This window comes from Aureimonas ureilytica, from assembly GCF_001475935.1.
GTDB lineage: Bacteria > Pseudomonadota > Alphaproteobacteria > Rhizobiales > Rhizobiaceae > Aureimonas > Aureimonas ureilytica_A.
Map to the genome: position 1 here is coordinate 126,616 of NZ_LDQA01000015.1, position 25,356 is coordinate 151,971.

The window sequence follows — 25,356 nt, forward strand, 5'->3', positions numbered from 1 at the left end:
CCGCCTTTCGGGGCGGTCTTTTTGTTGAGCTGGATGGCGCGCCACCTTTCCGATGCGGGGTGACTTCGCTATTTCGGCTGGAATGAGTGTCAGGGCGCTGAGCGCGATCGGTGAACATCTGCTACGGCGAAGCCGGATCCTGCGCTTTGCGGTGAAGCAGCGCCTGCGGCTGACCGACCAGCCGACCCTCGTGGTCTATCCCGGTCATCTCACCGGCGGGCGTCTGACGCTGCTCGGGCGTGTCTTGGAAGACGAGGGCGTCTTCGGTGCGGCGCATTCGAACTCGACCTTCCGCAACCTCTATCTCACCTTCAAGCGCTACGAGACCGACGAGATCGGCGGTGCGCGCCTCCAGTGGGAGGGGCTCGGACAATCGGGCGAAGTGGTGAGCCAGCGCGACGGTTATTTCCGCATCGAGGCGGAAGGGCTCACCATGCCCGAGGGCGACGCGCCCTGGGCGCAGATCCGCGTCACGCTGCAAAAGGCGCGCGGCTATGATTTCGCGCCGATGAGCGTGGAAGCGCGGGCGCGGGTCGTCTCGCCCAAGGCGCGCTTTGCCATCATCTCCGATATCGACGACACGATCATCCATACCGGCGCCTTCAAGATGCTGCGGCATTGGCGCATCGTCACGGCCAATTCGCCGGAAGCGCGTCTGCCCTTTCCCGGCGTGTCGCGCTTCTACCGCGCGCTTTGCGAGGGCGCGGCGGGAGCGGAGACCAATCCGGTCTTCTACGTCTCGTCCAGCCCCTGGAACCTCGCCGATATCTTCGAGCGCTTCATGGCGCTGCGCAGCATTCCGGTCGGGCCCATGCTCCTGCGCTCGCTTTCGTCCGACGCGCTCGGCTGGCTCCTGCGCCGCCACCACGGCCACAAGGACCGGATGATCGACGCGGTGATGGCGGCCAATCCGACGCTGCCCTTCATCCTGATCGGCGACAGCGGGCAGAAGGACGCCTCGGTCTATGCCAGCGCGGTGGAGCGCCATCCCGGCCGGGTTCTGGCGGTTCATATTCACGATGTCCTGCCCGCTGGCTCACCCATGGAAACCGTGAAGGCGGCGCTGCGGCGTATCGAGGCGGCGGGCGTTCCGACGACGCTGGGGCGCACGCTGGCCGACGCCGCGCGGCAGGCGGAAGGAGCGGGGCTGATCGCGCCCGGAACCGAGAACGCGGTTCTGGCCGAGATCGCGGCCGAAGAGGGCAAGCCCAGCCGTTTCGGCCGTTTTCCCGTGATCGTGCAGCCCTGATGGCAGGCTTCCGCCAGCCTCGAAAAGATTCCGAAAGCTGCGCGCGGCTACAATCGTTTAAAGCGGCGCTGCGTGCATCGGCCTTGTTGCACCGCCGCGCTATTCGTGTTTAGCCCCATTCTAAAGAACTGACGTCGCAGCGGAACACGCCCCATGGTGGAACTCAGCCTTCCCAAGAACTCCGTCGTCGGCAAGGGCAAGACCTGGCCGAAGCCGGCTGGCGCCTCGAATGTGCGCGAGTTCGGCATCTATCGCTGGTCGCCCGATGACGGCCAGAACCCGCGCGTCGACACGTTCTATGTCGATACCGACGATTGCGGCCCGATGGTTCTCGACGCGCTGCTCTGGATCAAGAACAATGTCGACTCGACCCTGACGCTGCGCCGCTCCTGCCGCGAAGGCATCTGCGGCTCCTGCGCCATGAATATCGACGGCTCCAACACGCTCGCCTGCACCAAGGGCATGGACGAAGTGTCGGGCGCGGTGAAGGTCTATCCGCTGCCGCATATGCCGGTCATCAAGGATCTGGTGCCCGATCTCACCGTGCCTTACGCGCAGCTCCGCTCGATCGAGCCCTGGCTCAAGACCGAGACGCCCGAGCCCGAGAAGGAATGGCGCCAGAGCCATGAGGACCGCGAGAAGCTCGACGGCCTCTACGAGTGCATTCTCTGCTTCTGCTGTCAGACCTCGTGCCCGAGCTACTGGTGGAACGGCGAGCGCTATCTCGGCCCGGCCGTGCTGCTCCAGGCCTATCGCTGGCTGATCGACAGCCGCGACGAGGCGACGGGCGACCGGCTGGACGAGCTGGAAGACCCGTTCAAGCTCTATCGCTGCCACACGATCATGAACTGCACGCAGGCCTGCCCCAAGGGCCTGAACCCGGCCAAGGCCATCGCCGAGATCAAGAAGATGATGGTCGAGCGCCGCGTCTGACGCATCTCGCGCGATCCATTTTCGCGCCCGCCTTGCATCCGCCGTCTTGCGCGCGCCGTATCTGGAGCGAACGAGACGGCGGAGCTTTTTCATGATGCGTTCGAACTTCGTGCGGCCGGGCGTGGTTGCCCTCGCCCTTCTGGCCAGCCTCGCGCCCGTGGCCGCGCAGGCCGAAGAGGCGATCTTTGCCGGCGGCTGCTTCTGGTCGATGGAAACCGATCTCGACCGAGTGGAGGGAGTCACCTCCACGACCTCGGGCTATATCGGCGGCACGCTGCCCAACCCGACCTATCAGGACGTCATCACCGAGCGCACCGGCCATTACGAGGCGGTGAAGGTGACCTACGACCCCGCCAAGATTTCCTATGAGAAGCTTCTCTCGGCCTATTTCCATTCGATCGACCCGACGGATGCCGGCGGCCAGTTCTGCGACCGTGGCCCGTCCTATCGCACCGCGATCTTCCCGCTCAATGACGCGCAGCGAAAGGCGGCCGAAGCGAGCGAACGGCAAGTCGCGGCCGATCTGAAGCAGGACATCGCCACGAAGATTCTGCCGACGGCGACCTTCTACCCGGCCGAAGAGTATCACCAGGACTTCGCCCGCAAGAATCCCGGCCATTACAACGCCTATCGCATGGGCTGCGGGCGGGACCGGGCGGTGCGCGCCGTCTGGGGCGACAAGGCGCAGATGGGCCTGAAGCCGGCGCACGGTTGAGGCTGCGACATCGCGCCCGCGCGAAAAATCCGTTCTGAGGTGGAACCGAAACGACGCCGCGCTCTTTTCCTGCACAAGACGCCGGCGCCATGACGCGCGCCGGCTTGCGTTTGAATGGTCGCAGGAGCTTTCGATGTCCAAGGCGGGCAAGACCCCCATCCATCCCACCAAGAACTCGATGAACGAGAACCTGCGGGCCTCGATGATCGAGCTTCTGCAGAAGCACCTGGCCTCCTCGATCGACCTCAGCTACCAGGCCAAGCAGGCCCACTGGAACGTCAAAGGCTCCAACTTCATCGGCGTCCACCTCATGTTCGACCGCCTTCATGAAGAAGCGGAAGGCTATGTGGACACGATCGCCGAGCGTCTGACGGCGCTGGGTGGGCAGGCGCGCGGCACGGTTCATGCCTCGGCTGAAGCGACGCTGCTCGATCCTTATCCGCTCGACCTCGTCGACTCGATGGACCATCTCAAGCGTCTGGCCGACTCCTATGCCAAGTGGGGCGGCGCGCTGCGCGAAGCCGTGGAAGAGGCCGACGAGGCAGGCGACGACCTCACCGCCGATCTCTTCACCGAAGTCGGCCGCGCGATCGACAAGTCGCTGTATTTCCTCGAAAGCCATTTCCAGCGCGCCTGAGAGAGCTTTCCTCTGGCCCATCGAGAAGGCGTCCGCGAGGGCGCCTTTTTCGCGTTTCGGGCACGGGTCGAGGCCACCGCGTCCTTGCCCGGACGAGCACCCCGCCTCACAATGAGGCTCCCGACAGGAGGCCATTCGCGAGATGAGACATCCCGACCTTCCGCTCGAAGGCGGCTGCCGCTGCGGCCGCATTCGTTTGCGCCTCTCGGCAGCACCGCTCGCCACCTTCGCCTGCCATTGCACGGGCTGCCAGCGGATGAGTTCCAGCGCCTATTCGCTGAGCGCCATGGTGCCGTCTGACGGATTCCAGATCCTCTCGGGTGAGCCGGTGCGCGGTGGCCTGAAACAGGGTGGCATCCATCATGTCTTCTGCCCGGACTGCATGAGCTGGCTTTTCACGCGCTGGGAGGGGATGGACGGGCTCGTGAACATCCGCCCGACCATGCTCGACGAGACCACGTGGTTCGCGCCCTTCATCGAGACCTATACGAGCGAGAAACTGCCCTTTGCGCAGACCGGCGCGCAGCGGAGTTTTCCGAAATTCCCCGACGAGGCGGAGTTTCCGGTGCTGCTTCAGGCCTATGCCGAGGCCGTCTCGCACGGGTGAAGATTGGGTGCGGCCTTGCTCCGGCCGCGAAGCGTCGCCATCTGAGCCCCATGCCCCTGGCGCGGCGCTTGCCTCGATGACACCAGCCTGCCATTCCGGGGTCATCCGCCGTTCCGCAGCCGAGCCGATCCGCCTTGTCCCTTCTCGGAGACCTTTTCCCGGCCCGCACCGTTCCGGTGCTGGTGCCCATGCCCGCCGAGCGGCCCTATAGCTATGTCGTGCCGGACGGGATGATGGTGCAGCCGGGCTCCATCGTGCAGGTGCCGCTGGGGCCGCGTCAGGTGGCCGGCGTCGTCTGGGACGGCGAAACGGACGCGGTGGACCCCAAGAAGCTGAAGGCGATCACCCACGCCTTCGACTGCCCGCCGCTGCCCGACGCCATGCGCCGCTTCATCGACTGGGTGGCGGAGTACACGCTCTCCCCGCCCGGCCTCGTCGCGCGCATGGTGTTGCGCGTGCCCGTCGCCTTCGATCCCGAGCCCTTCGTGGACGGGCTGCGGCTCACCGACCAGCGCCCCGAACGCCTGACGCCCGCGCGGCAGAAGCTTCTGGAAACCGCAACGGCCGGGCTCGAATGGACGCGGCCGGGTCTCCTCCACGCAAGCGGCGTGTCCGCCTCCGTGCTGGACGGGCTGGTGAAGGCCGGGTCGTTCGAGACGGTGAAGCTGCCGCCGCACCCGATCGTCTTCCCGCCTGACACGAGCTATGGCCGCGCGGACTTGAGCGACACACAGCGCGAGGCGGCCGACCGGCTGTGCGAAGCGGTGGGGGAGGGGGGCTTTTCCGTCTCGCTCTTGGAAGGCGTCACCGGATCGGGCAAGACAGAGGTCTATTTCGAGGCGGTCGCCAAGGCGCTGGAGGCAGGGCGGCAGGTCCTGATCCTGCTGCCCGAGATCGCGCTGACGCAGAGCTTCATCGACCGGTTTCACGCGCGCTTCGGCACCGAGCCGGCGCAGTGGCATTCCGACGTGCCGCCGCGCAACCGTGAGCGCGTCTGGCGGCAGGTGGCGGAGGGGCGGGTGCGGGTCGTCGCCGGCGCGCGCTCGGCGCTGTTCCTTCCGTTCAAGGATCTTGGCCTGATCATCGTCGACGAGGAGCACGACCCCGCCTACAAGCAAGAGGATCGCACCTTCTACCATGCGCGCGACATGGCGGTGGTGCGCGGCCATATCGGCGAATGCGCGGTTATTCTGGCGTCGGCGACGCCCTCGCTCGAAACGCGCGTCAACGCCCGCTCCGGGCGTTATCGCCATGTGCCGCTCACCGGGCGCTTTCAGGCTGCCGCGCTGCCGAGCCTTCAACTGGTGGATCTACGCCGCCACCCGCCCGCCAAGGGGCGCTTTATCTCGCCCGTGCTTCATACGGCGATCGAGGAAACGATCGCGCGCGGCGAGCAGGCGCTGCTGTTTCTCAACCGACGCGGCTATGCGCCGCTGACGCTCTGCCGCGCCTGCGGCCATCGCTTCCAGTGCCGGCAATGCTCCTCCTGGTTGGTGGATCATCGCCTGCGCGGCGTGCTCCAGTGCCACCATTGCGGCCATTCCGAACGCCGGCCCGAGGCCTGCCCGAGCTGCGGCACGCTGGATCATCTGGTGGCCTGCGGGCCGGGTGTGGAGCGTGTGGCCGAGGAAATGCTCCACGCCTTTCCGGAAGCGCGCACCATCCTTCTCTCCTCCGACCTGCCGGGCGGCGCGCGGCGGCTGCGGCGCGAGCTGGACGCCGTGGCCGAGGGCGAGGCCGATATCGTGATCGGAACGCAGCTCGTGGCCAAGGGCCATCACTTCCCGCTGATGACGCTGGTCGGCGCGGTGGATGCCGATCTCGGCCTCAACAATGGCGATCCGCGCGCGGCCGAGCGCACGTTTCAGCTTCTGCATCAGGTGACGGGCCGCGCCGGGCGCTCCGGCCTGCCGAGTCGTGGCCTGATCCAGACCTTCGCGCCCGAACATGCCGTGATGCAGGCGATCGCGGCCGGGGACCCGGAGCGCTTCTACGAGCGCGAGACGGCCGAGCGCGAGCGCGCCGGCCTGCCCCCGTTCGGACGATTGGCGGCGATCATCGTCTCAGCCGATTCGCGGCGCGAGGCGGAGGAATATGGTCGCCTCCTGCGCAAGGCCGCGCCGGAGGACGGCGATCTCGAAGTGCTCGGCCCCGCCGAAGCGCCGCTCGGCCTCGTGCGCGGGCGCCACCGCTTTCGGCTCCTGATTCAAGGAGGGCGGCGTGCGCCGATCCAGAGCTTCGTCCGAGCCATGGTGGCGAGCGCTCCGCGCCCGCGCGGCTCGGTGCAGATCCAGATCGACATCGATCCGCAAAGCTTCCTATGAGAGCGCAAAGACTTCGACGCGAAAGGGGAGGCGGATGACGCGGGCACGGATGGGGCGTGTGCAGCGCGCGGGCGGGGCGATCGTGCTGGGCTGGGCCTGTCTCGGCCCCGTGCAGGCCGCCGGGCTCGATACCCCGCCTTCCGATACGATCCTTTGGCCTCAGCCGCCCGCGCGCTGCCTCTTCTTCACGCCGGACGAGCAGATCGCCTTCCGGGCGGACGATCCCGCCACCTGGCGCTTTCGTCTCATGACCATGGCAGCGGCCAAGCCCGGCGAATCAGCCGAGCCGACCGAGCGCGGCTATGTCATGAAGGACGGCTTGCTCCGTGAACTGGAAAAGCTGCGCAGCGGGCCGGATGGCGAGGGCGCGAGCGTCACGGTCTGGCGCTCGGCCGGCGAGCCCCGCCTCAACATCACCATGACCCTGCGGCCCGCCGGCTCCGAAAAGGGCCGCAACCGTTTCACCGGCACGCTGGCGACGACGCGTGGCGAGGGGCGGGAGACGATCGACATCATTGGCTCCTGCGCCCCGTAACAGCGGCAGACCCTGGGCAGGGGAAACCATAGGGCACCTTGACCTTTCGTACCGTCTCGCCTCCTTGCGTCGGAAGACGCTCCTCCCCTTGATCACCTTTTCGCGAGCCTTTGCCCATGTCCCTCGAGCTTCCGACCAACCTGCCGGACCTTCTGCCCTTTATCGCGGCCTGCGTTTCCGTGCTCTACGGGCTCTTCGCCATGTTCGCGCCCCGCCTCTTTCTGCGCGCGCATGGCTTGGAAACCAGCGAGGCGAGACGCACGGGGCTGGCCGAGGTGCGAGGCACGATTGCCGGCTTTCCGCTGGGCCTGGGCGTAGCTCTCCTGACGCTCGGCTCCTACCAGACGTTGATCCAGATGGCTCTGGGCGCGGCCTGGCTCTTCGTCGCCTTCGGGCGGCTCGTGTCGATTCTCTCCGATCAGGGCGCGACGCTCCTGAACTGGACGCTGTTCCTGTTCAACCTCGCGCTCGCCTTCCTGTGTCTGGCGCCCGCGCTCGGCCTCGTCTCGGCTTGAGCAGCCGAAGGCAAGCCGCTTAACAACATCGGAAAATGGGCGCGAAAGCTCCATTGTCGTCCCCGGATCGCTGTGTTAGACGACCTTCATTCCGGCGCGGCGGGGTCTTTGTTCCCATCCGTCGCCATTTTTTTGACCCGTTTCCAGGTGTCGCGCTCGGCTCTTCCCGCGAGGCGCCTCGAACCAGACGTGAAGAGAAGCGCTCGTCCGTGGCCACATCATCCTCCCCGGTTTCCGGGGTCGCAGAACGCTACGCCCAGTCCCTCTTCGAGCTCGCGCGCGACGAGGGTTCGCTCGAGACGACCGAACAGGAACTGGTTCAGTTCCAGTCCTTGATCGATGAGAATGCGGACTTCCGCCGTCTGGTCGAAAGCCCGGCTTTCACTTCGGACGAGCAGCTGCGCGCGATCGGCGCGATCGTCGCCGCTGTCGGACCCAGCGTACTGGTTGGAAATTTCCTGAAGGTTGTGGCGAGCAATCGTCGCCTCTTCGCTCTCCCGTCCATCGTCCGGGGCTTCCGGCAGATGGCCGCCGCCCATCGCGGCGAGGTCGAGGCCGAAGTGGTCAGCGCCCACGCCCTGAACGACGAGCAGCGCCGCGAACTGGCGAGCGCGCTCGGTGCCTATACCCAAAAGACGGTGACGATGCGCGAAAGCGTCGATCCCGCGTTGCTTGGCGGCCTTGTGGTCCGCATCGGTTCGCGTCAGATCGACACCTCGCTTCGCACCAAACTCTCATCCCTTAAGCTTGCGCTGAAAGAGGTCGGCTGATGGACATCCGGGCCGCGGAAATTTCCGCAATCCTCAAGAACCAGATCAAGAACTTCGGCAGCGAGGCGGAAGTCTCCGAGGTCGGTACGGTTCTGTCCGTCGGTGACGGTATCGCCCGCGTCTACGGCCTCGACAAGTGCCAGGCCGGCGAGATGGTCGAGTTCCCCGGCGGCGTGCGTGGCATGGCGCTGAACCTCGAATCCGACAATGTCGGCGTCGTGATCTTCGGCTCCGACCGCGACATCAAGGAAGGCGACACCGTTCGCCGCACCGGCGCGATCGTGGACGTTCCCGTCGGCAAGGGCCTGCTCGGCCGCGTCGTGGACGGTCTCGGCAACCCGATCGACGGCAAGGGCCCGATCGATGGCTTCGAACGTCGCCGCGTCGACGTGAAGGCCCCCGGCATCATCCCGCGTAAGTCGGTGCATGAGCCCATGTCGACCGGCCTCAAGGCCATCGACGCTCTGATCCCGATCGGCCGTGGCCAGCGCGAGCTCGTCATCGGCGATCGTCAGACCGGCAAGACCGCCATTCTGCTCGACACGTTCCTGAATCAGAAGCCGGCGCATGACGCGGGCAACGAGAAGGACCGCCTCTACTGCATCTACGTCGCGATCGGCCAGAAGCGCTCGACCGTGGCGCAGTTCGTCCGCACGCTCGAAGAGCGCGGCGCTATGCAGTATTCGATCGTCGTCGCCGCGACCGCGTCGGACCCGGCTCCGATGCAGTATATCGCGCCCTTCGCGGGCTGCGCCATGGGCGAGTATTTCCGCGACAACGGCATGCATGCCGTGATCGCCTATGACGATCTGTCCAAGCAGGCCGTGTCCTACCGTCAGATGTCGCTGCTTCTGCGCCGTCCGCCGGGCCGCGAAGCCTATCCGGGCGACGTCTTCTACCTGCACTCGCGCCTTCTGGAGCGCGCGGCCAAGCTGAACGACGACATGGGCGCCGGCTCGCTGACCGCTCTCCCGGTCATCGAGACGCAGGCCAACGACGTCTCGGCCTATATCCCGACCAACGTGATCTCGATCACCGACGGCCAGATCTTCCTCGAGACCAACCTGTTCTACCAGGGCATCCGCCCCGCGGTGAACGTCGGTCTGTCCGTGTCGCGCGTCGGCTCCGCCGCGCAGATCAAGGCGATGAAGCAGGTGGCTGGCTCGATCAAGGGCGAGCTCGCCCAGTATCGCGAAATGGCGGCCTTCGCGCAGTTCGGCTCCGATCTCGACGCCGCGACGCAGCGCCTCCTGAATCGTGGCGCGCGCCTGACCGAACTCCTGAAGCAGCCGCAGTTCTCGCCGCTGAAGACGGAAGAGCAGGTCGCGGTGATCTTCGCCGGCACGCAGGGCTTCCTCGACAAGCTCAAGGTGACGGATGTCGGTCGCTTCGAAGAGGGCCTCCTCTCGATGCTGCGCACCGAGCACAAGTCGATCCTCGACACGATCGCGACCGAGAAGCAGCTGTCCGACGACACGCGCGGCAAGCTCAAGGCCGCTCTGGAACAGTACGCGAAGTCCTTCGCCTGAGGCGAGGGATTCTCGCCTGAGATCGGCCAAAGCCGGATAGGAGACGCACCAGACCCATGGCTTCGCTCAAGGATCTGAGAAACCGCATCGCCTCGGTGAAGGCGACGCAGAAGATCACCAAGGCCATGCAGATGGTCGCGGCGGCCAAGCTCCGTCGCGCCCAGGATGCGGCCGAGGCGGCGCGTCCCTATTCCGAGCGGATCGCGTCGGTGATGCGCAACATCGCGGGCGCGATGGAAGGCGGCGAGAATGTCTCGCCGCTGATGGCCGGCACCGGCAAGGACGACACGCATCTGCTGGTCGTCTTCACGAGCGATCGCGGCTTGTGCGGCGGCTTCAACGCCCAGATCGTGCGTCTGGTGCGCGAGCATGTTCGCCGTCTCGAAGCGGCCGGCAAGGTGGTGAAGATCATCTCCGTCGGCAAGAAGGGCACGGACATCATGCGCCGTGACTTCGGCTCGAAGATCGTGGCGCGTCTCGACCATAGCGGCCATCGCACGGCGAATTTCGCCGAGGCCGAAGCCGTGGCCGACATGGTGAGCGATATGTTCGCCAAGGGCGAGTTCGACGTCGCGACGATCTTCTTCTCGGCCTTCGAGAACGTCATCACGCAGCGCCCGACCGCTCAGCGCATCATTCCGGCCGATGTCGAAACGGCCGAGGATGCGGCCCCGGCTGCCAAGGGCGGCGCGCTCTATGAGTACGAGCCGGAGCCCGAGGCGATCCTCGCCGATCTCATTCCGCGCAACATCAAGGTTCAGATCTTCCGTGCTCTTCTGGAGAACGCGGCATCCGAACAGGGTGCGCGCATGAGCGCGATGGACAACGCCACGCGCAATGCCGGCGACATGATCAACAAGCTCTCGATCTCGTACAACCGTCAGCGCCAGGCGCAGATCACGACGGAACTCATCGAGATCATCGCGGGCGCCGAGGCGCTCTAATCGATTTCGGTCGGTTCCGCTGGCGGAGCCGACCAATCTCATCAGACGACGGACGCGGGAGGCGAAGACGCCGGACGCGCCGACACCCAAATTCGAGAGGAGGCCGTGATGGCTGACACATTGGATCGGAACGGCTCGATGGGCCGGGTTGCCCAGGTCATCGGCGCCGTCGTCGACGTCGAGTTCGACGGCAATCTGCCGGAAATCCTGAACGCGCTCGAGACGGACAATAACGGCAACCGCCTCGTCCTCGAAGTCGCGCAGCATCTGGGCGAGAACACCGTCCGCACCATCGCCATGGACCTGACCGAAGGTCTGGTGCGCGGCCAGCCTGTGTCCGACACCGGCGGCCCGATCCAGGTTCCGGTCGGCGACGGCACGCTCGGCCGCATCATGAACGTCATCGGCGAGCCGATCGACGAAGTCGGCCCGATCGAATACACGCAGAAGCGCGGCATCCACCAGCCGGCTCCTCCCTATGTCGAGCAGAATCCCGAGTCGCAGATCCTCGTGACGGGCATCAAGGTCATCGACCTGCTCGCCCCCTACGCGCGCGGTGGTAAGATCGGCCTGTTCGGTGGCGCCGGCGTCGGCAAGACCGTTCTCATTCAGGAACTGATCAACAACGTCGCGAAGGCGCACGGCGGTTACTCCGTGTTTGCCGGCGTCGGCGAGCGCACCCGCGAGGGCAACGATCTCTATCACGAGATGATCGAGTCCGGCGTGAACAAGGACCCGCATGAGAACGGCGGCTCCACCGCTGGCTCCAAGGCGGCCCTCGTTTACGGCCAGATGAACGAGCCTCCTGGCGCGCGCGCCCGCGTCGCACTGACCGGCCTCACCATCGCGGAAAATTTCCGCGACCAGGGCCAGGACGTGCTGTTCTTCGTCGACAACATCTTCCGCTTCACCCAGGCGGGTTCGGAAGTGTCGGCGCTTCTCGGCCGTATTCCTTCGGCGGTGGGCTATCAGCCGACGCTGGCGACCGACATGGGCGCCATGCAGGAGCGCATCACCACGACCACCAAGGGTTCGATCACCTCGGTCCAGGCCATCTACGTGCCCGCCGACGACTTGACCGACCCGGCGCCGGCCACCTCCTTCGCCCACTTGGACGCGACGACGGTTCTCAACCGCGCCATTTCCGAAAAGGGCATCTACCCGGCGGTGGACCCGCTGGACTCCACGTCGCGTATGCTTTCGCCGATGATCATCGGTGAGGTGCATTACGACACGGCTCGCAAGGTCCAGCAGATCCTGCAGAAGTACAAGTCGCTGCAGGACATCATCGCCATTCTCGGCATGGATGAACTGTCCGAAGAGGACAAGCTGACCGTGGCGCGCGCCCGCAAGATCGAGCGCTTCCTGTCGCAGCCCTTCTTCGTCGCTGAAGTCTTTACCGGCTCGCCCGGCCAGCTGGTTCCGCTGGAAGACACGATCCGCTCCTTCAAGGGCCTCGTGGAAGGCGAATACGACCACCTGCCGGAAGCGGCCTTCTACATGGTCGGCTCCATCGATCAGGCGATCGAAAAGGCCCAGAAGCTCGCGGCGCAGGCCTAATCCCAGAGCGGCTTCGGCCGGAGATGATGTCACGGCGCGGCGGATTTGGGTCCGCCGCTGCCCATCGAAGCAAAGCCGTTTCAACGGCATGGCTTTGAGCTTCGCGTCCATGTGGTGTCGCGAACCCTTTATCGGATAGACGGCGCCTTCGTTCGGGTCGGCGCCACCCAGTTGCCCCCTCTGCGGGAGCGTGGAAGGCAGGACCATCGTGGCTAGCGGTTTCAAATTCGAACTGGTGTCCCCCGAGCGTCTGCTCCTGTCGGAGCAGGTCACGTCGGTTCGCGCGCCCGGCGTCGAAGGCTATTTCACCATCATGGCCGGCCACGCGCCGCTGATGACGACGCTGAAGCCTGGCATGGTGGACGCGCAGCTGGCCTCGGGCGGCACCAAGCGCATCTACGTGCAGGGTGGCTTCGCCGACATCGGCCCGGACAGCTTCACGCTTCTGGCCGAGCACGCGACCCCGGCCGAGGAGATGAAGTCGGGCGAGTTCGATCGTCAGATCACTGAACTCGAGACGACGCTCTCGACCGTTGCGGACAATGACGATGCCCGCGCCCGCACGGAGCAGCGTTTGGCCGACCTGCGCAACGCGCGCGTCGAGCTCTGAGAAGCTCACTGTCGGACTCCTGAAAAAGCCCAGCCTTTCGGCTGGGCTTTTGTCGTTCAGGACCCCTAAATAACCTCCGACGTGTCTGGTGTCGGTCTGTGCTGAAAGCCTCGTCTCAAGCGTAGGCAAGCGGGCGTCAAACGCGGGAATCGCCAGCGCTTGCGTCGACTGTCGCGCGGAACGGCGCTGGCGCGTTGCCAACGCCGCCCGTGGATCTCAGATAATGTCTTCGCCGCCAAAGGCGCTCGGATACCGCAGGATGCCGCTCCAGCCATCGAGGGCCTGAGGCACGAGTTCGAGAGCTTGGAAGTGCGGCCCAGCCCAAGGCACGGCCGCGCCCCGCGCCAGCCGCGCTTCGAAGCCGAGGCGGCCGTAGAAGGCGGGATCGCCGAGCACGAAGACGGAGCGCCAGCCCGCTTCCCGAGCGCGGTCGAGCCCATAGCGAATCAGATGGCTGCCAATGCCCGAACCCTGCTGATCGGGCACCACCGCCACAGGGCCTAGAGCCAGCGCGCCATCCGCGCCGCGCAGCGCCGAAAACAGCGCATGGGCGACGAGATAATCTCCCTTGGCGGCGACAACGGAGAGAATCTCGTGCCCGTCATTGATGATGGCCTGAGGCAGACGCGCTTCCTCGTCGCGTCCGAAGGCGCTGGCATGGATCGTTTCGATCGCGGCCAATTCCCCATCCTGCATGTCGCGGTAAACGACGGGGCCCTGCGAGGAGAAAGCCATCACTCGGCGCTTTCGAGGTGTCGGAACTCGGCGATCATGGCCTCGTAGACGCCGCGCTTGAACGGCACCACGAGGTCCAGCGCCTCATCCATCGTCTTCCAGCCCCACTCATCGAACTCCGCCGAGTGGCCGCCGGGCGGAGGATTGATCTGCACTTCGCTGTCCTCGCCGAGAAAGCGGAAGGCGAACCACATCTGCTTCTGGCCCCGGAACTTGCCCTTCAGCGCGATGCCGACGAGTTCGGGCGGCAATTCGTAGGTCAGCCAGTCCGCCGTCTGCGCCAGGAGCGACACGGAGCGAATGCCGGTTTCCTCGAACAGTTCGCGCTCGGCGGCGAGGCGCGGGTTCTCGTCCTCATCGATTCCGCCCTGCGGCATCTGCCAGAGCTTCGACGCCCCGTCCATCTCGCCTTGGGGTTCCGCGATGCGCCGGCCCAGGAAGATCTTGTTCTCCCGGTTCAGCACCATGACGCCCACACAGGGGCGATAGGGAAGAGTTTCGGGATCGACGGTCACGCAGCACCTCTCGAATCAGACGGGTGGGCCAAGCTACCGCAATGCGGTAGGAATCGGGAGATGGTTAATGATTTCCAAAGGCGAGCCGGCCTGTTTCCCACCGGCCATCTGGCCATCTAGCCATCTGGCCATCTAGCCATATGGCCATCGGCGAGGCGACAAGGGCCGTCAGCCTCGCGCCTCGGGATCATAGGCGAGCGCTGAGATGGGTACGATCTCAATCCCGCGCGCCTCGGCCTCCTTGGCCCAACGCGCGATGGAGGCGATCGTCGTGTCGAACGCGCTGGCCACGCCGATCGCCGTGCCCTTGGCGCGCGCGATTCGCTCCAGCGTGTCGAGCTGGCGCGCAATGGCCTCGGACGTGCGGTCCTCGTCCAGCACCAGATCGGACGAGGCGAAGGGCGTGCTGCCAGCGACCGCAACATCGCGGCTGACCGATCGCGGCGACGTGCCGTCATCGAGATAGAGTAGTCCGCGCCGCGACAGCTCGCCGAGGAAGGGCTCCAGCGCGCGTGGGTCGGAATTGAAGCGCGCGCCCATGAAGTTCATGACGCCCACGTAATTGGTGAGCCGACCCATGGCCCAGTGAAGCGCGTCGAAATTGCCGCTCTCGGCGCTCGCCACCGTCTGCGTGTGTTCGCCCGGCGAGACCTGCGGATAGCCGAAGGGCTCCATCGGCGCTTGCAGAAGAAGCTCGTGCCCGTTGCGGCGTGCCGCCTGCATCCAGCGATCGAGGCTGTTGCCCGCCGCCGCGAAGGCAAGGGTGACGCCGGGCGGCAGGTTCTGGACCGCCTTCTGCGTACCCGTCTGGCTGATGCCGAGGCCGCCCACGACGATGGCTACCCGCGTGCCGCCTGCTCGTGCGGGTGCGCCGGCATAGACATCGAGCGGGCGGCGCCCGTCACCGGCCCGCACGGGCAGGCGCCCGAAGGCGCTGCCTTCGAGCAGGGCGTCTTCGGGCAGATGGGCGAAGGACGGCGACTGGCGCAGCGATCCCGGTTCGAGAACGCGCACCGAGCCGGTCTGGACACTATCCAGCCCCTCGCTCTGGCGGATGACGCCGTCGCCGTCGGCGATCGTCACGCCGCCGCCTTCACTGGGACGAACGATCGTCGGACCTTTGGGGGCAGCGGGCGCTTCCACTTTCGCGACGATCGCCAGAGGGGCGGGCGCGGGGGGCGGAGCGAAATCGGGTTGGAGAAGCACGCTGGCGAGGGAGCCGCCGAGAAGCGCCGCGCCGGACAGGCCTAAAAGCACGTGCGAACGGATACGCCGCGCCTTCGACGCATCCTTGGTCACCGTCCGGTCCAGCCCCAAAGGGCGATACAGCTCTTCGCGCATAAGCTCTTCTAGGATCTCAGGCTGGATTGGAGCTTTCAGGCGCTCGGGTATCGTGGCAGGCCGCGTGCGTTCCCAAGATCGATACCAACGAAAAAGGCCCCGGCGCGGACGCCGAGGCCTTTCGATCGCTGTTGAAGCTTGGCTCAGTTCGCGACGGCGGCCGCGTTCTGCTTCGGCACGGCGGCCGAATCCTGCTTGGGCGGGAAGGCCGGGTCCGTCTTGGAGCCGCGCAGGAGTTCCAGCGCGGTCTGAAGTTGGATGTCGTCCTTGGCGTCCGGCGGCACGTAATCGAGCGAGCCGGAGCCTTCCTTGTCTTCTTCCTTGCCCTGGATGTGGCCGCGCAGCGACGACTCGCCCATCTTCAGGTCTTCGTCCGCGCCAAGGCCCATCTGCGCCTTGATTTCCTCGGGCAGGGGCTGTTCCACCACGATGTCCGGGCGGATGCCGCGACCCTGGATCGAGGAGCCCGACGGCGTGTAGTAGAGCGCCGTGGTCAGACGCAGCGCGCCGTTGGCACCCAGCGGAATGATGGTCTGGACCGAGCCCTTGCCGAAGGACCGCGTGCCGAGCACCGTGGCGCGGCGCTGATCCTGCAAGGCGCCTGCGACGATTTCCGAAGCCGAGGCCGAGCCGCCGTTGACCAGCACGATCAGCGGCTTGCCGTCGATGTCGTCGCCCGGACGGGCGTTGTAGCGGCGCGTTTCCTCGGCGTTGCGGCCGCGCGTCGAGACGATCTCGCCGCTGTTGAGGAAGGCGTCGGACACGCTGACGGCTTCGTCCAGAAGACCGCCGGGATTGCGCCGGAGGTCGAGCACATAGCCCTTGAGCTTGTCGGCCGGGATCTTGGCCTTGATGTCCTTGATCGATTCTTCGAGGCCGGTCGTGGTCTGCTCGTTGAAGCGCAGGAGCTTGATATAGCCGACATCGTTCTCGACCGTGTGGCGCACGGAAGGAACCTTGATCTCGGCGCGCTCCAGCGTCAGGCGCACGGGCTGGGCCGCGCCTTCGCGAACGATGGTAAGCTCGACCTTGGTGCCGATCTCGCCCTTCATCTTCTCGACGGCCTGCGCGAGGTTGAGGCCGCGCACCTGCTCGCCGTTGATCTCGGCGATCAGATCACCCGCCAGGACGCCCGCCTTGTCGGCCGGTGTGCCTTCGAAGGGCGAGATGACCTTGACCAGCTCGTTCTCCATCGTGACCTCGATGCCGAGGCCGCCGAACTCGCCGCGCGTTTCCGTGCGCATGTCCGCCGCTTCCTTGGCGTTCATGTAGCTGGAATGGGGGTCGAGCGAGGTGAGCATGCCGTTGATGGCGGTCTCGATCAGCTTCTGATCGTCCGGTACATCGACATATTGCGCGCGCACGCGCTCGAACACGTCACCGAAGATCGCCAGCTGACGATAGGTGTCCGAACCCGCCGCATTGGCGACGCCGCTGTGCGGGCCGACGAACGCGGTCATGGCGGTGGCACCCAGAAGCGCTCCCGCGAAGAGAATGGAGAGCTTACGTATCATTCCTCGTCCTTCCAGATGATCCATCCGTCCACCAGGGATTCGGATCGACCGGTTTCCCGTCCTTGCGAAATTCCACGTAGAGCGAGGGTTCGGCACTCGACATGTCCGTTTTCGCGGCGCTCGCCACCCGCATCGCGCCCATGGTAGCCAGCGGCTCGCCCGCAAGCACGGACTGCCCGACCGCCACGTCGATACGGCCCATGCCGGCCAGAACGATATGATAGCCGTCGCCCGCGTCGAGGATCAAGAGCTGGCCATAGGAACGGAATGGAGCCGAGTAAAGAACCGTGGCATCGGCAGGAGCGGTCACCACGTCGCCGACACGCGCCGCGAAAGTGTCGCCCAAAGCCAGACGCCCGGTTCCATCATCCTGCCCGAACCGACCCGTTTCCCGGCCCGCGACCGGTTTGACGAGGCGCGATTTCATTGTCGAAAATGCGGCAGTGGGCGCAAGCCGCGTCATTTTGCGCCTTAGCTCGGCGATGTCGTAAGCTTTGCGGGCCGGGGCGGTGGGGCTCGCGTCTTCGCTGGGGGGCGGCTGCCCGGAAGCCTTGGCCTTGTCCTCGGCTTGCCGGCGCGCTTCGTCCGCCGCGCGGCGCGCGAGCTCGGCGGCCAGCCGCTCGCGCTCTTCCACCTCTTTGGCGCGCTGCGTTTCCTGCTCCAGCGAGGCGACGAGTTCCTGCAGGCTGGTGGCCTGCGCGCCCAGTTCGGCGGCGCGGCGCGTTTCCTCGCCGATCCGGCCGCGGCCTTCGGCTTCGAGCTTCTGCTTCTCGTCCATCAGACGAGACAGACGCTCTTCCTCTTCGCGGCTCTTGGCGAGCGCATCGGCAAAGCGTGTCTTTTCGTCGGAGAGCTGCGCGCGAACGGCCACCAGCCGCTCCAGATCCGTCTTCAGCGCCTCGGTCTGCGCGCGGATCTCGGGCACGACGGCCCCCAGGAGAATGGCGCTGCGCACCGAGCCCAAGGCATCGTCGGGCCGCACGAGAAGGGCGGGCGGCGGCTTGCGGCCCATGCGCTGGAGCGCGGCCAGAACCTCGGCGAGAACGCCGCGCCGCTCGCGCAGCGACAGCTTGATGCGGCCTTCCTCCTGGCCCAGACCCGCGATGCGGTCCTCGCTCTTGGTCAACTCGCCCGACAGGCGCTTTTGCTCGGCGGCCGACTCGATCAGGGCGGACCGAATGCGTTCGCGATCGGCCTTGATGGCGGCGACCTCGCGGTCGATCCGCTGGGCAGCTTCCTTGGACAGCGAGATTTCCGCGCTGATGCGCTTGAGATCGGCTTCGGTGCGCGCCCGCTCGGCGGCGAGCGCCTCGGCGCGCGAGCGGTTCGGGCTGGCTTCCGTGGTGGCCGCGATCTCGCCGTCGGCGGCGCGCGACAGGACGATCGAGCCGACGGGGGCTGGGTCGAGGTCTCGGTCGTCCCGCGACAGGGCGGGCTGGGCCGACGCGAGCGACAGGAGCGCGACCAGAGCCAAGCCGGAGGCCCGCTCGCGGACGAAGCGATGCGCGCTTCCTCTCGGTCTCATCTGTTCGCGCTTCGAATGTTCGCGCTTCAAACGCAATCCGCCTTTGGCATCCCCATGCGAGTGTTGAACGCTAGACGGGGAAGCTTAACATTCCATCAACCATGCGGGCGCGCCAGCATCCCTTTGCGATCCAGCCGAGAATGACGATCGCTTACGAGCGATGATAGGGGTGGCCCGCCAGGATGGTCGCCGCGCGGTAAAGTTGCTCGGCCAGGAGAATGCGCACGATCTGATGCGGGAAGGTCAGGCGACCGAAGGCGAGCACGCGCAGGGCGCTCTTTCGCATTTCGTCCGACAGCCCGTCCGGCCCGCCGATCACCAGCGCCAGATCGCGCAAGCCTTCGTCGCGGATCGTGGCGAGATCGGACGCAAAGTCTTCCGACGAGGGTGTCTTGCCGGTTTCGTCCAGAACGATGAAGCGGCAACCCTCGGGCAGCGCGGCTTGCAGGCGCGACGCTTCGTCGCGCTTCCGCTCCATGACGGTCGAGAAGCGGGATTCGGGCAGCTCCACGACGCCCGCGAAGTCGAGCCCCAGCGGCGGCCCGGCCTTGCGCAGACGATCGAGATAGCGCGCCGCCAGTTCCTGCTCTGGTCCGGCCTTCATCTTGCCGATGGCGGCCAGCGTCAGGCGCATGGATCAGGCTTCACGGCCGGGCGGCAAGGCCACCCGGCAACGCATGGGAAGCGGCGTCGGCTCAATGCAGCTTCGACTCGCTGCCTTCGGCCACGCTCCACATCTTCTCGATATTGTAGAAGCTGCGCACTTCGGGGCGGAAGATATGGACGATGATGTCGCCCGTATCGATCAGAACCCAATCGCCGTTCTCGATACCTTCGACCTTGGCCTGGCCGAAGCCGCCTTCCTTCAAATCGCGCAGGAGATGGTCTGCGACGGCGGAAACGTGGCGGTGCGAGCGGCCGGAGGCGATGACCATATGGTCGGCCAGCGCGGAGCGGCCCGCAAGATTGATCGCAACCACGTCTTCGGCCTTGGAATCGTCAAGGCTCGCGGTCACGACGTCGAGGACGGACCGGGCCGTGGACGTGTCGGCGGCGGTGACGTCGGAAGGAGCGGCAAGACCGTCCTTCAGTTCAGCGGCAGAAGTCAGCGAATTTCTCCTTCGAGGGTCGCGATCGGGGGTGAAACCCCACGGATCGCATTAAAAATGGCAAGGAATGCTGTCTCTTTCAAGACGAAGCACTTGCCCGCAGAAGCGTGGACGAAAGCCGGGAGCAGGGTCCGTGCAGGAACACCCAGGCCGGCGGCGGTTTGAAGGCGAGGCGCTGGGCTTCCCCTTCGGGTAGTCGATAGCGCGCGAGCGCCCGCCCCGCGCGGGACGAGAGCGGGGCCAGCGTCGAGCCCGGCCGATCCACCACCGCGATCGGCATGGCGCTCGCGATGGCGCGCCAGTCCTGCCAGCGGTGGAAGCCGGCCAGACTGTCCGCGCCCATGACCCAGACGAAACGCGCGCCCGTACAGCGACGCTTCACGAGACGAACCGTATCGGCGCTGTAGCGGATCTGGTGCGCCGCCTCGAAGGCGGTGACCACGATGCGCGGGTCCTCCGCCAAAGCGCGGGATTGCTCGATGCGCTCCAACAGAGGGCGCAGGTTGCGATGGTCCTTCAGCGGATTGCCGGGCGAGACCATCCACCAGATGCGGTCGAGTTCGAGCCGTCGCAGCGCTGTTTCGGCGACGAGGAGGTGGCCCTCATGCGCCGGGTTGAACGAACCGCCGAAGAGCCCGATGCGAAGGCCCGGCACGACGGGGGGGATGGACAGCTCGGCCTTGGTCAGCCCCTCCGTTCCGAACCGGGGGGAACTCACGGACGAATCTGGCCCGAGCCGGAAACGCGATAGTTGAAGGTCGTCAGCTGCTCGACGCCGACCGGGCCGCGCGCGTGCATCTTACCGGTCGCGATGCCGATTTCGCCGCCGAAGCCGAACTCGCCGCCATCGGCGAACTGGGTCGAGGCATTGTGCAGGAGAATGGCCGAATCCACCGAGCGGAAGAACCGCTCCACAGCCTCGGCATCCTCGCTCACGATCGCTTCCGTGTGGTGCGAGGAATAGCGCGCGATATGCTCGATCGCCCCGTCCACGCCGTCGACCAGCGCGACGGAGATGATCGCGTCGAGATATTCGGTGCGGAAATCCTCGTCGCTGGCCGGCAGCGCCTTGGGGTCGAGCCGGCGCACATCCTCAGTGCCCCGCACCTCGCAGCCGGCCTCGCGCAGCGCGTCGAGGATCGGCACGAGATGGGTTGTCGCGACCGTCTCGTCCACTAGCAGTGTCTCGGCCGCGCCGCAGATGCCGGTGCGCCGCATCTTGGCGTTGACGGCGATGCCCCGCGCCATGGCAAGGTCCGCCGCGCGGTCGATATAGAGATGGCACAGCCCTTCGAGATGGGCGAAGACCGGCACGCGCGCTTCCGATTGCACGCGCTCCACGAGGGAGCGCCCGCCGCGCGGCACGATCACGTCGATCGCCCCGTTCAGACCCTTCAGCATTTCGCCCACCGCCGCGCGATCCGTCACCGGCACGAGCTGGATCGCGTCCGCCGGCAGGCCCGCCTGTTCGAGCCCGGCCTGAAGCGCGCGGTGGATCGCGCCTGAGGACGCCGCCGAATCCGAGCCGCCGCGCAGGATCACGGCGTTGCCGGCCTTGAGGCACAGCGCGCCGGCATCCGCCGTCACATTGGGTCGGCTTTCATAGATCACGCCGATCGTGCCGATGGGCGTGCGCACGCGCCGGATCAGGAGCCCGTTCGGCCGCGTCCATTCGGACACAGTGGAGCCGACCGGATCGGAGAGGGCGGCGATCTCGCGAAGGCTGCCGGCGATGGCGCGGATACGCCCCTCGTCCAGCCGCAGCCGATCGCGGAACGAGGCGGCCATGCCGGCCTCTTCGGCTTTGGCGAGGTCGGTCGCGTTGGCTTCGATGATTTCGGGAACAGCACGCTCCACGGCCTCGGCCATGGCGAGGAGGGCGGCGCTCTTCTGTTCGGCCGGGGCCAGCGCCAGAACGCGCGCGGCGCTGCGCGCCCGCGCGCCCATGTCCTGCATCAGCGCGGCGACATCGGTCTCAGAACCGGGGACAGAACCCTTCGGGTCGGCCGACCGGGTCTTGTTCCCGCCGGACATCGTTGCCGGTGCTCGTCCATGCACTGCATGGCCTGCGCCCGGCGTCTCGCCGGCAGAAACAATCCCTCGATCGCCCTTCGCCGAATGGTTCTGTCCCCGGTTCTTATCCAGCATGTTCGCTTCCCTCCACGGTTTCGTCCTGGCCCGTGCGGCCCATCACGAGGTCGTCGCGGTGGATCATCGCCGTGCGGGAAATCTCGCCCAGCCGCTCCTCGACCTCGGACGAGCGCAAGCCCGCGATCAGCCGCGCATCGCCCGAATCATAGGCGACGAGCCCGCGCGCGACTTCCGCCCCGGATTCGTCGAGCACCAGGATCGTATCGCCGCGCCGGAACTCGCCGTCCACCCGCTTGACGCCCGCCGGCAGCAGGCTCTTGCCGGCCTGGAGCGCGCGCACAGCACCCGCATCCACCGTCAGGCGGCCGGTCGCGTTGAGATGGCCGGCGATCCAGCGCTTGCGCGAGCGCACGGGGTCGGTGCCGGCGCGAAACAGCGTCTGGCGCTCGCCCCGGCGGATCGCGTCGAGCGGGTTCTCGCGATTGCCGAGCGTGATGATCATGGCCGTGCCGGCATGGGTCGCGATCTTGCCGGCGTCGATCTTGGTCTTCATGCCGCCGCGCGAGAAAATGGAGGCGGCGCCCCCCGCCATCGCCTCGATCTGCGGCGTGATGCTCTCCACCACGGGAATGTGCCGGGCGTTCGGGTCCTGCGCCGGGGGCGCGGTGTAGAGTCCGTCGATATCGGACAGAAGAATCAGAAGGTCGGCCGACATCATGGTCGCGACGCGCGCGGCGAGGCGGTCATTGTCGCCATAGCGAATTTCGGCGGTCGCCACCGTGTCGTTCTCGTTGATCACGGGAACCGCGCCGAACTGAAGCAGCGTGCCGATCGTGGCGCGCGCGTTGAGATAGGGCCGGCGCTCCTCGGTGTCGCGCAGCGTCAGCAGGATCTGGCCGGCTTCCAGCGCATGGCGGCCAAGCGCTTCGCTATAGGCGCGCGCCAGGGCGATCTGCCCGACGGCGGCGGCCGCCTGCGCTTCTTCGAGCTTCAAGGCGCCGGGCGGCAGCTTCATGATGGCGCGGCCAAGCGCGATCGCGCCCGACGACACCAGCAGCACCTCGCGCCCTTCGCGGGCGAGCGCCGCCACGTCGTCGGTCAGCGAGCGCAGCCAGTCGAGCTTCAAGCCCCGCTCGCGATCCACCAGAAGGGCCGAGCCGATCTTGACGACGATGCGGCCGTAACCTTGCAGCGCGTCGCTCATCCCCGCCAGTCCTCGTCGGATAGGGTGGCGCCGAAGCGGCGACGGTCGTCCTTGGCCTGATCCTCCGCCGCCTCGCCGTCAAAATCGGCGATCTCGCGGCGCAGGCGACGCAGCGCCTCAGGCATTCCGTGGCGCGTCACGGCCGACAGCACGATGGGCTTGACGCCGGCCACGGCTTCCAGCTGCTCCAGCTTGTCGCGGCGCGTTTCGTCGTCCACCGTGTCCACCTGGCTGAGCGCGACGATCTCCGGCTTTTCGATCAGCCCGGGGTCGTAAAGCTCCAGCTCACGGCGAACGGTCTCGTAAGCCTTGGCGACGTCTTCTTCCACGGCCGACACCAGATGGAGAAGAACGCGCGTGCGCTCGACATGGCCGAGGAACCGGTCGCCGATGCCCACGCCCTCATGCGCGCCCTCGATCAGGCCGGGAATGTCGGCGATCACGAATTCATGCCCATCGACGGTCGCGACACCCAGATTGGGATAGAGCGTCGTGAACGGATAATCGGCGATCTTCGGCCGCGCGGCGGTGCAACTGGCGAGGAAGGTGGACTTGCCGGCATTGGGCAGGCCGACCAAGCCGGCATCGGCGATCAGCTTGAGCTGGAACCAGAGCGTCAGTTCCTCGCCCTCTAGCCCCGGATTGGCGCGATAGGGTGCCTGATTGACCGACGACTTGAACTGCCAGTTGCCGAAGCCGCCATTGCCGCCGGCGGCGATGCGCACCTTCTGGCCGATCTCGGTGAGGTCGGCGAGCAGCGACTCCTCGTCCTCGGCATAGACCTGCGTGCCCACGGGCACCTTCAGCGTCACGTCGTCGCCCTTGGCGCCCGTGCGGTTGCGACCCATGCCGTGCATTCCGGTCTTGGCCCGGAAATGCTGCTGGTAGCGATAGTCGATCAGCGTGTTGAGGCCCGAAACGGCCTCGATGAAGACATCGCCGCCGCGCCCGCCATCGCCGCCATCCGGCCCGCCGAACTCGATGAACTTCTCGCGGCGGAAGGACACGGCGCCGGCACCGCCGTCGCCCGAGCGCACATAGACTTTGACTCGGTCCAGAAATTTCATCGCTTCGTCTTTCGGGTCCTGCTGCCAGCCATCGGCCGGATCGAATAGGGTCGAACGGGGTCGTCCGCTCGATGGGTCTTGTTGGCCCGCCGTCAGCGGGAGTGATCCTATGGACGCCGCTCTCTGGCAAGATGGCGCGCGAGATCGCCTTGCGTCTTGGCGAAGGTGACGTCGGAATGCGCCAGCGGCAAGCCGAGAAGACGCACCGTCACGTCATTGCTCAGCGTTCCGTCGCCGTTCGGTCGGATCTCGTGCCGAAACCGCAGTTTCAGCGAACCGCCGCCCGGCGCGAAGCCTGTGTAGCGCAGCACGATATGGGCATCGTCTCGCTCGCCCTCCACCGGCACGGGCGCATGGAGCGCGCCGTCCGAGCCTTCCGTCTCGACCGTGCCCCGGATCAGAGGCCCGTCGAACCGCAGCACCCAGCGTTGCAGCCGCTCGCCATCGGGAAAGCGAAACCGCTCGTCGAGACGAAGCGTCTGGCCCGACGTCCGCCCGGTAAAGCGCGCCGTGAAGGCTTCGCGCGAAACGAGGAGCGTGCGCACCTCGCCGGCGCTGACGCTTTGCCCGGCAAAGAAGCTCGCCAGATCGAACAGATTGTCCGCGCGGGCCGGCCCTGCGAAACCCAAGGCCGCGATAAGGGCCAGCGCCGGCAGGCTTCTTGCCAAGGTCAGCACCAGCCGCGCCCGCCCCAGGCCTTCAGGGATTCCCATGTCCGCCGGTCCATCGCATAGGTTTCGCTGGCGACGCGCCCCGCCACCAGCGAGGTGGACAAGCCCGTGCCGCGATAGCCGAAGCCGCATTTCTGGATCACCCGGCGCGAGGCCCCGTTGATCACGCGGCAGCGCACCTCCACCGTGGTCAACTCCAAAGCGCGAAAGGCATAATCGATCATGGCCTGCGCGGCCTCGGTCGCATAGCCCTTGCCCCAGAAGGAACGGCCGATCCAATAGCCGAGTTCGGCCGTGTTCTCGCGCTCCGTCGCCTGCAGGCTGCAGAGTCCCAGAAACTCGCCCTCGTCTCGCGTGGTGATCGCAAAGATCAGCTCGCCGTCCACCGAAGCCAGGAAGCTCTCGGCATGGCCGAGGCTGTAGGGATGGGGAATGCGCGAGGTCATCTCGGCGATCTGCCGGTCGTTGGCATGGCGCGCGATGGCGGGCGCGTCGGCCATGCGCGCCAGGCGCAGGACGAGCCGCAGGGTCTCGAGTCGACTTTCGTCTTCCTCGGGTGGAATCTCCGATGACATCATGGGACCGGCCCTTCGGGTGGAAACGGAAAACGGGGAGATGGCACCCCATCTCCCCGTTTCGCATCCTGTCCCGTCGGA

26 protein-coding genes are annotated in these 25,356 nt (G+C 66.5%); 13 read left to right on the plus strand and 13 right to left on the minus strand.

The features are described from left to right. Positions 1–82: 82 nt before the first annotated feature. From NS365_RS06570 to NS365_RS06630, 13 genes are all read left to right on the plus strand, one after another. Positions 83–1,249 (plus strand): App1 family protein, encoded by a 1,167-nt coding sequence (locus tag NS365_RS06570; protein ID WP_058599469.1) that lies wholly within the window; start codon positions 83–85, stop codon positions 1,247–1,249. A 153-nt stretch (positions 1,250–1,402) separates the two neighbouring features. Beyond that, positions 1,403–2,182, plus strand: coding sequence for a succinate dehydrogenase iron-sulfur subunit (locus tag NS365_RS06575; RefSeq protein ID WP_058599470.1), 780 nt, complete (start codon positions 1,403–1,405; stop codon positions 2,180–2,182). Between the two features lie 91 nt (positions 2,183–2,273). Beyond that, positions 2,274–2,897, plus strand: coding sequence for a peptide-methionine (S)-S-oxide reductase MsrA (gene msrA / locus NS365_RS06580; RefSeq protein WP_153003680.1), 624 nt, complete (start codon positions 2,274–2,276; stop codon positions 2,895–2,897). A gap of 133 nt (positions 2,898–3,030) precedes the next feature. Next, the gene (dps, locus tag NS365_RS06585) at positions 3,031–3,534 is read left to right on the plus strand and encodes a DNA starvation/stationary phase protection protein Dps (protein WP_058599471.1); all 504 of its coding nucleotides are present in this window, start codon (positions 3,031–3,033) and stop codon (positions 3,532–3,534) included. A gap of 142 nt (positions 3,535–3,676) precedes the next feature. Continuing rightward, positions 3,677–4,141 carry a GFA family protein gene (locus NS365_RS06590; RefSeq protein WP_058599472.1) on the plus strand — a complete coding sequence of 155 codons (465 nt, stop codon included), beginning with the start codon at positions 3,677–3,679 and terminating at the stop codon, positions 4,139–4,141. A gap of 134 nt (positions 4,142–4,275) precedes the next feature. Further along, on the plus strand, positions 4,276–6,465 hold the full coding sequence (locus NS365_RS06595) for a primosomal protein N' (RefSeq protein ID WP_193753402.1): 2,190 nt from the start codon (positions 4,276–4,278) through the stop codon (positions 6,463–6,465). Between the two features lie 34 nt (positions 6,466–6,499). After that, positions 6,500–7,000, plus strand: a complete 501-nt coding sequence (locus NS365_RS06600; RefSeq protein WP_153003681.1) for a hypothetical protein — start codon at positions 6,500–6,502, stop codon at positions 6,998–7,000. 116 nt (positions 7,001–7,116) lie between these two features. Beyond that, positions 7,117–7,515 (plus strand): DUF4345 family protein, encoded by a 399-nt coding sequence (locus NS365_RS06605; RefSeq protein WP_058599474.1) that lies wholly within the window; start codon positions 7,117–7,119, stop codon positions 7,513–7,515. A gap of 209 nt (positions 7,516–7,724) precedes the next feature. After that, positions 7,725–8,285, plus strand: coding sequence for a F0F1 ATP synthase subunit delta (locus NS365_RS06610; RefSeq protein ID WP_058599475.1), 561 nt, complete (start codon positions 7,725–7,727; stop codon positions 8,283–8,285). Further along, positions 8,285–9,814, plus strand: coding sequence for a F0F1 ATP synthase subunit alpha (gene atpA, locus NS365_RS06615; protein WP_058599476.1), 1,530 nt, complete (start codon positions 8,285–8,287; stop codon positions 9,812–9,814). Before NS365_RS06610 ends, atpA begins: the two co-directional genes overlap by 1 nt. Before the next feature lie 56 nt (positions 9,815–9,870). Continuing rightward, positions 9,871–10,758 (plus strand): F0F1 ATP synthase subunit gamma, encoded by an 888-nt coding sequence (locus NS365_RS06620; RefSeq protein ID WP_058599477.1) that lies wholly within the window; start codon positions 9,871–9,873, stop codon positions 10,756–10,758. Between the two features lie 108 nt (positions 10,759–10,866). Continuing rightward, complete coding sequence (gene atpD / locus NS365_RS06625) at positions 10,867–12,318, plus strand: F0F1 ATP synthase subunit beta (protein ID WP_058599478.1); 1,452 nt, start codon at positions 10,867–10,869, stop codon at positions 12,316–12,318. 208 nt (positions 12,319–12,526) lie between these two features. Beyond that, complete coding sequence (locus NS365_RS06630) at positions 12,527–12,928, plus strand: F0F1 ATP synthase subunit epsilon (protein WP_058599479.1); 402 nt, start codon at positions 12,527–12,529, stop codon at positions 12,926–12,928. Positions 12,929–13,144: 216 nt separating this feature from the next. On the opposite strand, the gene NS365_RS06635 is transcribed toward NS365_RS06630, so the two are convergent. The 13 genes from NS365_RS06635 to NS365_RS06695 all read right to left on the minus strand — a co-directional run bounded on the left by NS365_RS06635 (position 13,145) and on the right by NS365_RS06695 (position 25,278). Continuing rightward, a complete protein-coding gene (locus NS365_RS06635; protein WP_206612118.1) occupies positions 13,145–13,663 on the minus strand; it encodes a GNAT family N-acetyltransferase in 519 nt (172 codons plus the stop codon). Next, complete coding sequence (locus tag NS365_RS06640; protein ID WP_082684474.1) at positions 13,663–14,178, minus strand: RNA pyrophosphohydrolase; 516 nt, start codon at positions 14,176–14,178, stop codon at positions 13,663–13,665. Before NS365_RS06640 ends, NS365_RS06635 begins: the two co-directional genes overlap by 1 nt. A gap of 168 nt (positions 14,179–14,346) precedes the next feature. After that, a complete protein-coding gene (locus NS365_RS06645; protein ID WP_058599480.1) occupies positions 14,347–15,519 on the minus strand; it encodes a divergent polysaccharide deacetylase family protein in 1,173 nt (390 codons plus the stop codon). Between the two features lie 143 nt (positions 15,520–15,662). Continuing rightward, a complete protein-coding gene (locus NS365_RS06650; protein ID WP_058599481.1) occupies positions 15,663–17,033 on the minus strand; it encodes a S41 family peptidase in 1,371 nt (456 codons plus the stop codon). Continuing rightward, a complete protein-coding gene (locus NS365_RS06655) occupies positions 17,023–18,558 on the minus strand; it encodes a murein hydrolase activator EnvC family protein (protein ID WP_153003682.1) in 1,536 nt (511 codons plus the stop codon). Before NS365_RS06655 ends, NS365_RS06650 begins: the two co-directional genes overlap by 11 nt. Positions 18,559–18,709: 151 nt before the next feature. Further along, positions 18,710–19,192, minus strand: coding sequence for a 23S rRNA (pseudouridine(1915)-N(3))-methyltransferase RlmH (gene rlmH / locus NS365_RS06660; protein WP_058599483.1), 483 nt, complete (start codon positions 19,190–19,192; stop codon positions 18,710–18,712). Between the two features lie 61 nt (positions 19,193–19,253). Beyond that, a complete protein-coding gene (rsfS, locus tag NS365_RS06665) occupies positions 19,254–19,649 on the minus strand; it encodes a ribosome silencing factor (RefSeq protein ID WP_374700757.1) in 396 nt (131 codons plus the stop codon). A 97-nt stretch (positions 19,650–19,746) separates the two neighbouring features. Then, on the minus strand, positions 19,747–20,385 hold the full coding sequence (locus NS365_RS06670) for a nicotinate-nucleotide adenylyltransferase (RefSeq protein WP_082684475.1): 639 nt from the start codon (positions 20,383–20,385) through the stop codon (positions 19,747–19,749). Then, positions 20,382–21,623 carry a glutamate-5-semialdehyde dehydrogenase gene (locus tag NS365_RS06675; protein WP_058599538.1) on the minus strand — a complete coding sequence of 414 codons (1,242 nt, stop codon included), beginning with the start codon at positions 21,621–21,623 and terminating at the stop codon, positions 20,382–20,384. The genes NS365_RS06670 and NS365_RS06675 overlap by 4 nt, the downstream gene beginning before the upstream one ends. A gap of 181 nt (positions 21,624–21,804) precedes the next feature. Then, positions 21,805–22,962, minus strand: coding sequence for a glutamate 5-kinase (proB, locus tag NS365_RS06680; RefSeq protein ID WP_058599485.1), 1,158 nt, complete (start codon positions 22,960–22,962; stop codon positions 21,805–21,807). Next, complete coding sequence (gene obgE / locus NS365_RS06685; RefSeq protein ID WP_058599486.1) at positions 22,959–24,029, minus strand: GTPase ObgE; 1,071 nt, start codon at positions 24,027–24,029, stop codon at positions 22,959–22,961. The genes proB and obgE overlap by 4 nt, the downstream gene beginning before the upstream one ends. Before the next feature lie 107 nt (positions 24,030–24,136). Then, on the minus strand, positions 24,137–24,742 hold the full coding sequence (locus NS365_RS06690; protein ID WP_058599487.1) for a DUF3833 family protein: 606 nt from the start codon (positions 24,740–24,742) through the stop codon (positions 24,137–24,139). Beyond that, a complete protein-coding gene (locus tag NS365_RS06695; RefSeq protein ID WP_058599488.1) occupies positions 24,700–25,278 on the minus strand; it encodes a GNAT family N-acetyltransferase in 579 nt (192 codons plus the stop codon). Before NS365_RS06695 ends, NS365_RS06690 begins: the two co-directional genes overlap by 43 nt. Positions 25,279–25,356: the final 78 nt, after the last annotated feature.

Coding starts and splice junctions, on each gene's coding strand:
- NS365_RS06675 (WP_058599538.1), bottom strand. CDS start 21,623: ATGCAGGACATGGGCGCGCGGGCGCGCAGCGCCGCGCGCGTTCTGGCG.
- atpA (WP_058599476.1), top strand. CDS start 8,285: ATGGACATCCGGGCCGCGGAAATTTCCGCAATCCTCAAGAACCAGATC.
- NS365_RS06605 (WP_058599474.1), top strand. CDS start 7,117: ATGTCCCTCGAGCTTCCGACCAACCTGCCGGACCTTCTGCCCTTTATC.
- msrA (WP_153003680.1), top strand. CDS start 2,274: ATGATGCGTTCGAACTTCGTGCGGCCGGGCGTGGTTGCCCTCGCCCTT.
- rlmH (WP_058599483.1), bottom strand. CDS start 19,192: ATGCGCCTGACGCTGGCCGCCATCGGCAAGATGAAGGCCGGACCAGAG.
- NS365_RS06575 (WP_058599470.1), top strand. CDS start 1,403: ATGGTGGAACTCAGCCTTCCCAAGAACTCCGTCGTCGGCAAGGGCAAG.
- obgE (WP_058599486.1), bottom strand. CDS start 24,029: ATGAAATTTCTGGACCGAGTCAAAGTCTATGTGCGCTCGGGCGACGGC.
- NS365_RS06650 (WP_058599481.1), bottom strand. CDS start 17,033: ATGATACGTAAGCTCTCCATTCTCTTCGCGGGAGCGCTTCTGGGTGCC.
- NS365_RS06695 (WP_058599488.1), bottom strand. CDS start 25,278: ATGATGTCATCGGAGATTCCACCCGAGGAAGACGAAAGTCGACTCGAG.
- atpD (WP_058599478.1), top strand. CDS start 10,867: ATGGCTGACACATTGGATCGGAACGGCTCGATGGGCCGGGTTGCCCAG.
- dps (WP_058599471.1), top strand. CDS start 3,031: ATGTCCAAGGCGGGCAAGACCCCCATCCATCCCACCAAGAACTCGATG.
- proB (WP_058599485.1), bottom strand. CDS start 22,962: ATGAGCGACGCGCTGCAAGGTTACGGCCGCATCGTCGTCAAGATCGGC.
- NS365_RS06645 (WP_058599480.1), bottom strand. CDS start 15,519: ATGCGCGAAGAGCTGTATCGCCCTTTGGGGCTGGACCGGACGGTGACC.
- NS365_RS06635 (WP_206612118.1), bottom strand. CDS start 13,663: ATGGCTTTCTCCTCGCAGGGCCCCGTCGTTTACCGCGACATGCAGGAT.
- NS365_RS06690 (WP_058599487.1), bottom strand. CDS start 24,742: ATGGGAATCCCTGAAGGCCTGGGGCGGGCGCGGCTGGTGCTGACCTTG.
- NS365_RS06600 (WP_153003681.1), top strand. CDS start 6,500: ATGACGCGGGCACGGATGGGGCGTGTGCAGCGCGCGGGCGGGGCGATC.
- NS365_RS06570 (WP_058599469.1), top strand. CDS start 83: ATGAGTGTCAGGGCGCTGAGCGCGATCGGTGAACATCTGCTACGGCGA.
- NS365_RS06655 (WP_153003682.1), bottom strand. CDS start 18,558: ATGAGACCGAGAGGAAGCGCGCATCGCTTCGTCCGCGAGCGGGCCTCC.
- NS365_RS06590 (WP_058599472.1), top strand. CDS start 3,677: ATGAGACATCCCGACCTTCCGCTCGAAGGCGGCTGCCGCTGCGGCCGC.
- NS365_RS06620 (WP_058599477.1), top strand. CDS start 9,871: ATGGCTTCGCTCAAGGATCTGAGAAACCGCATCGCCTCGGTGAAGGCG.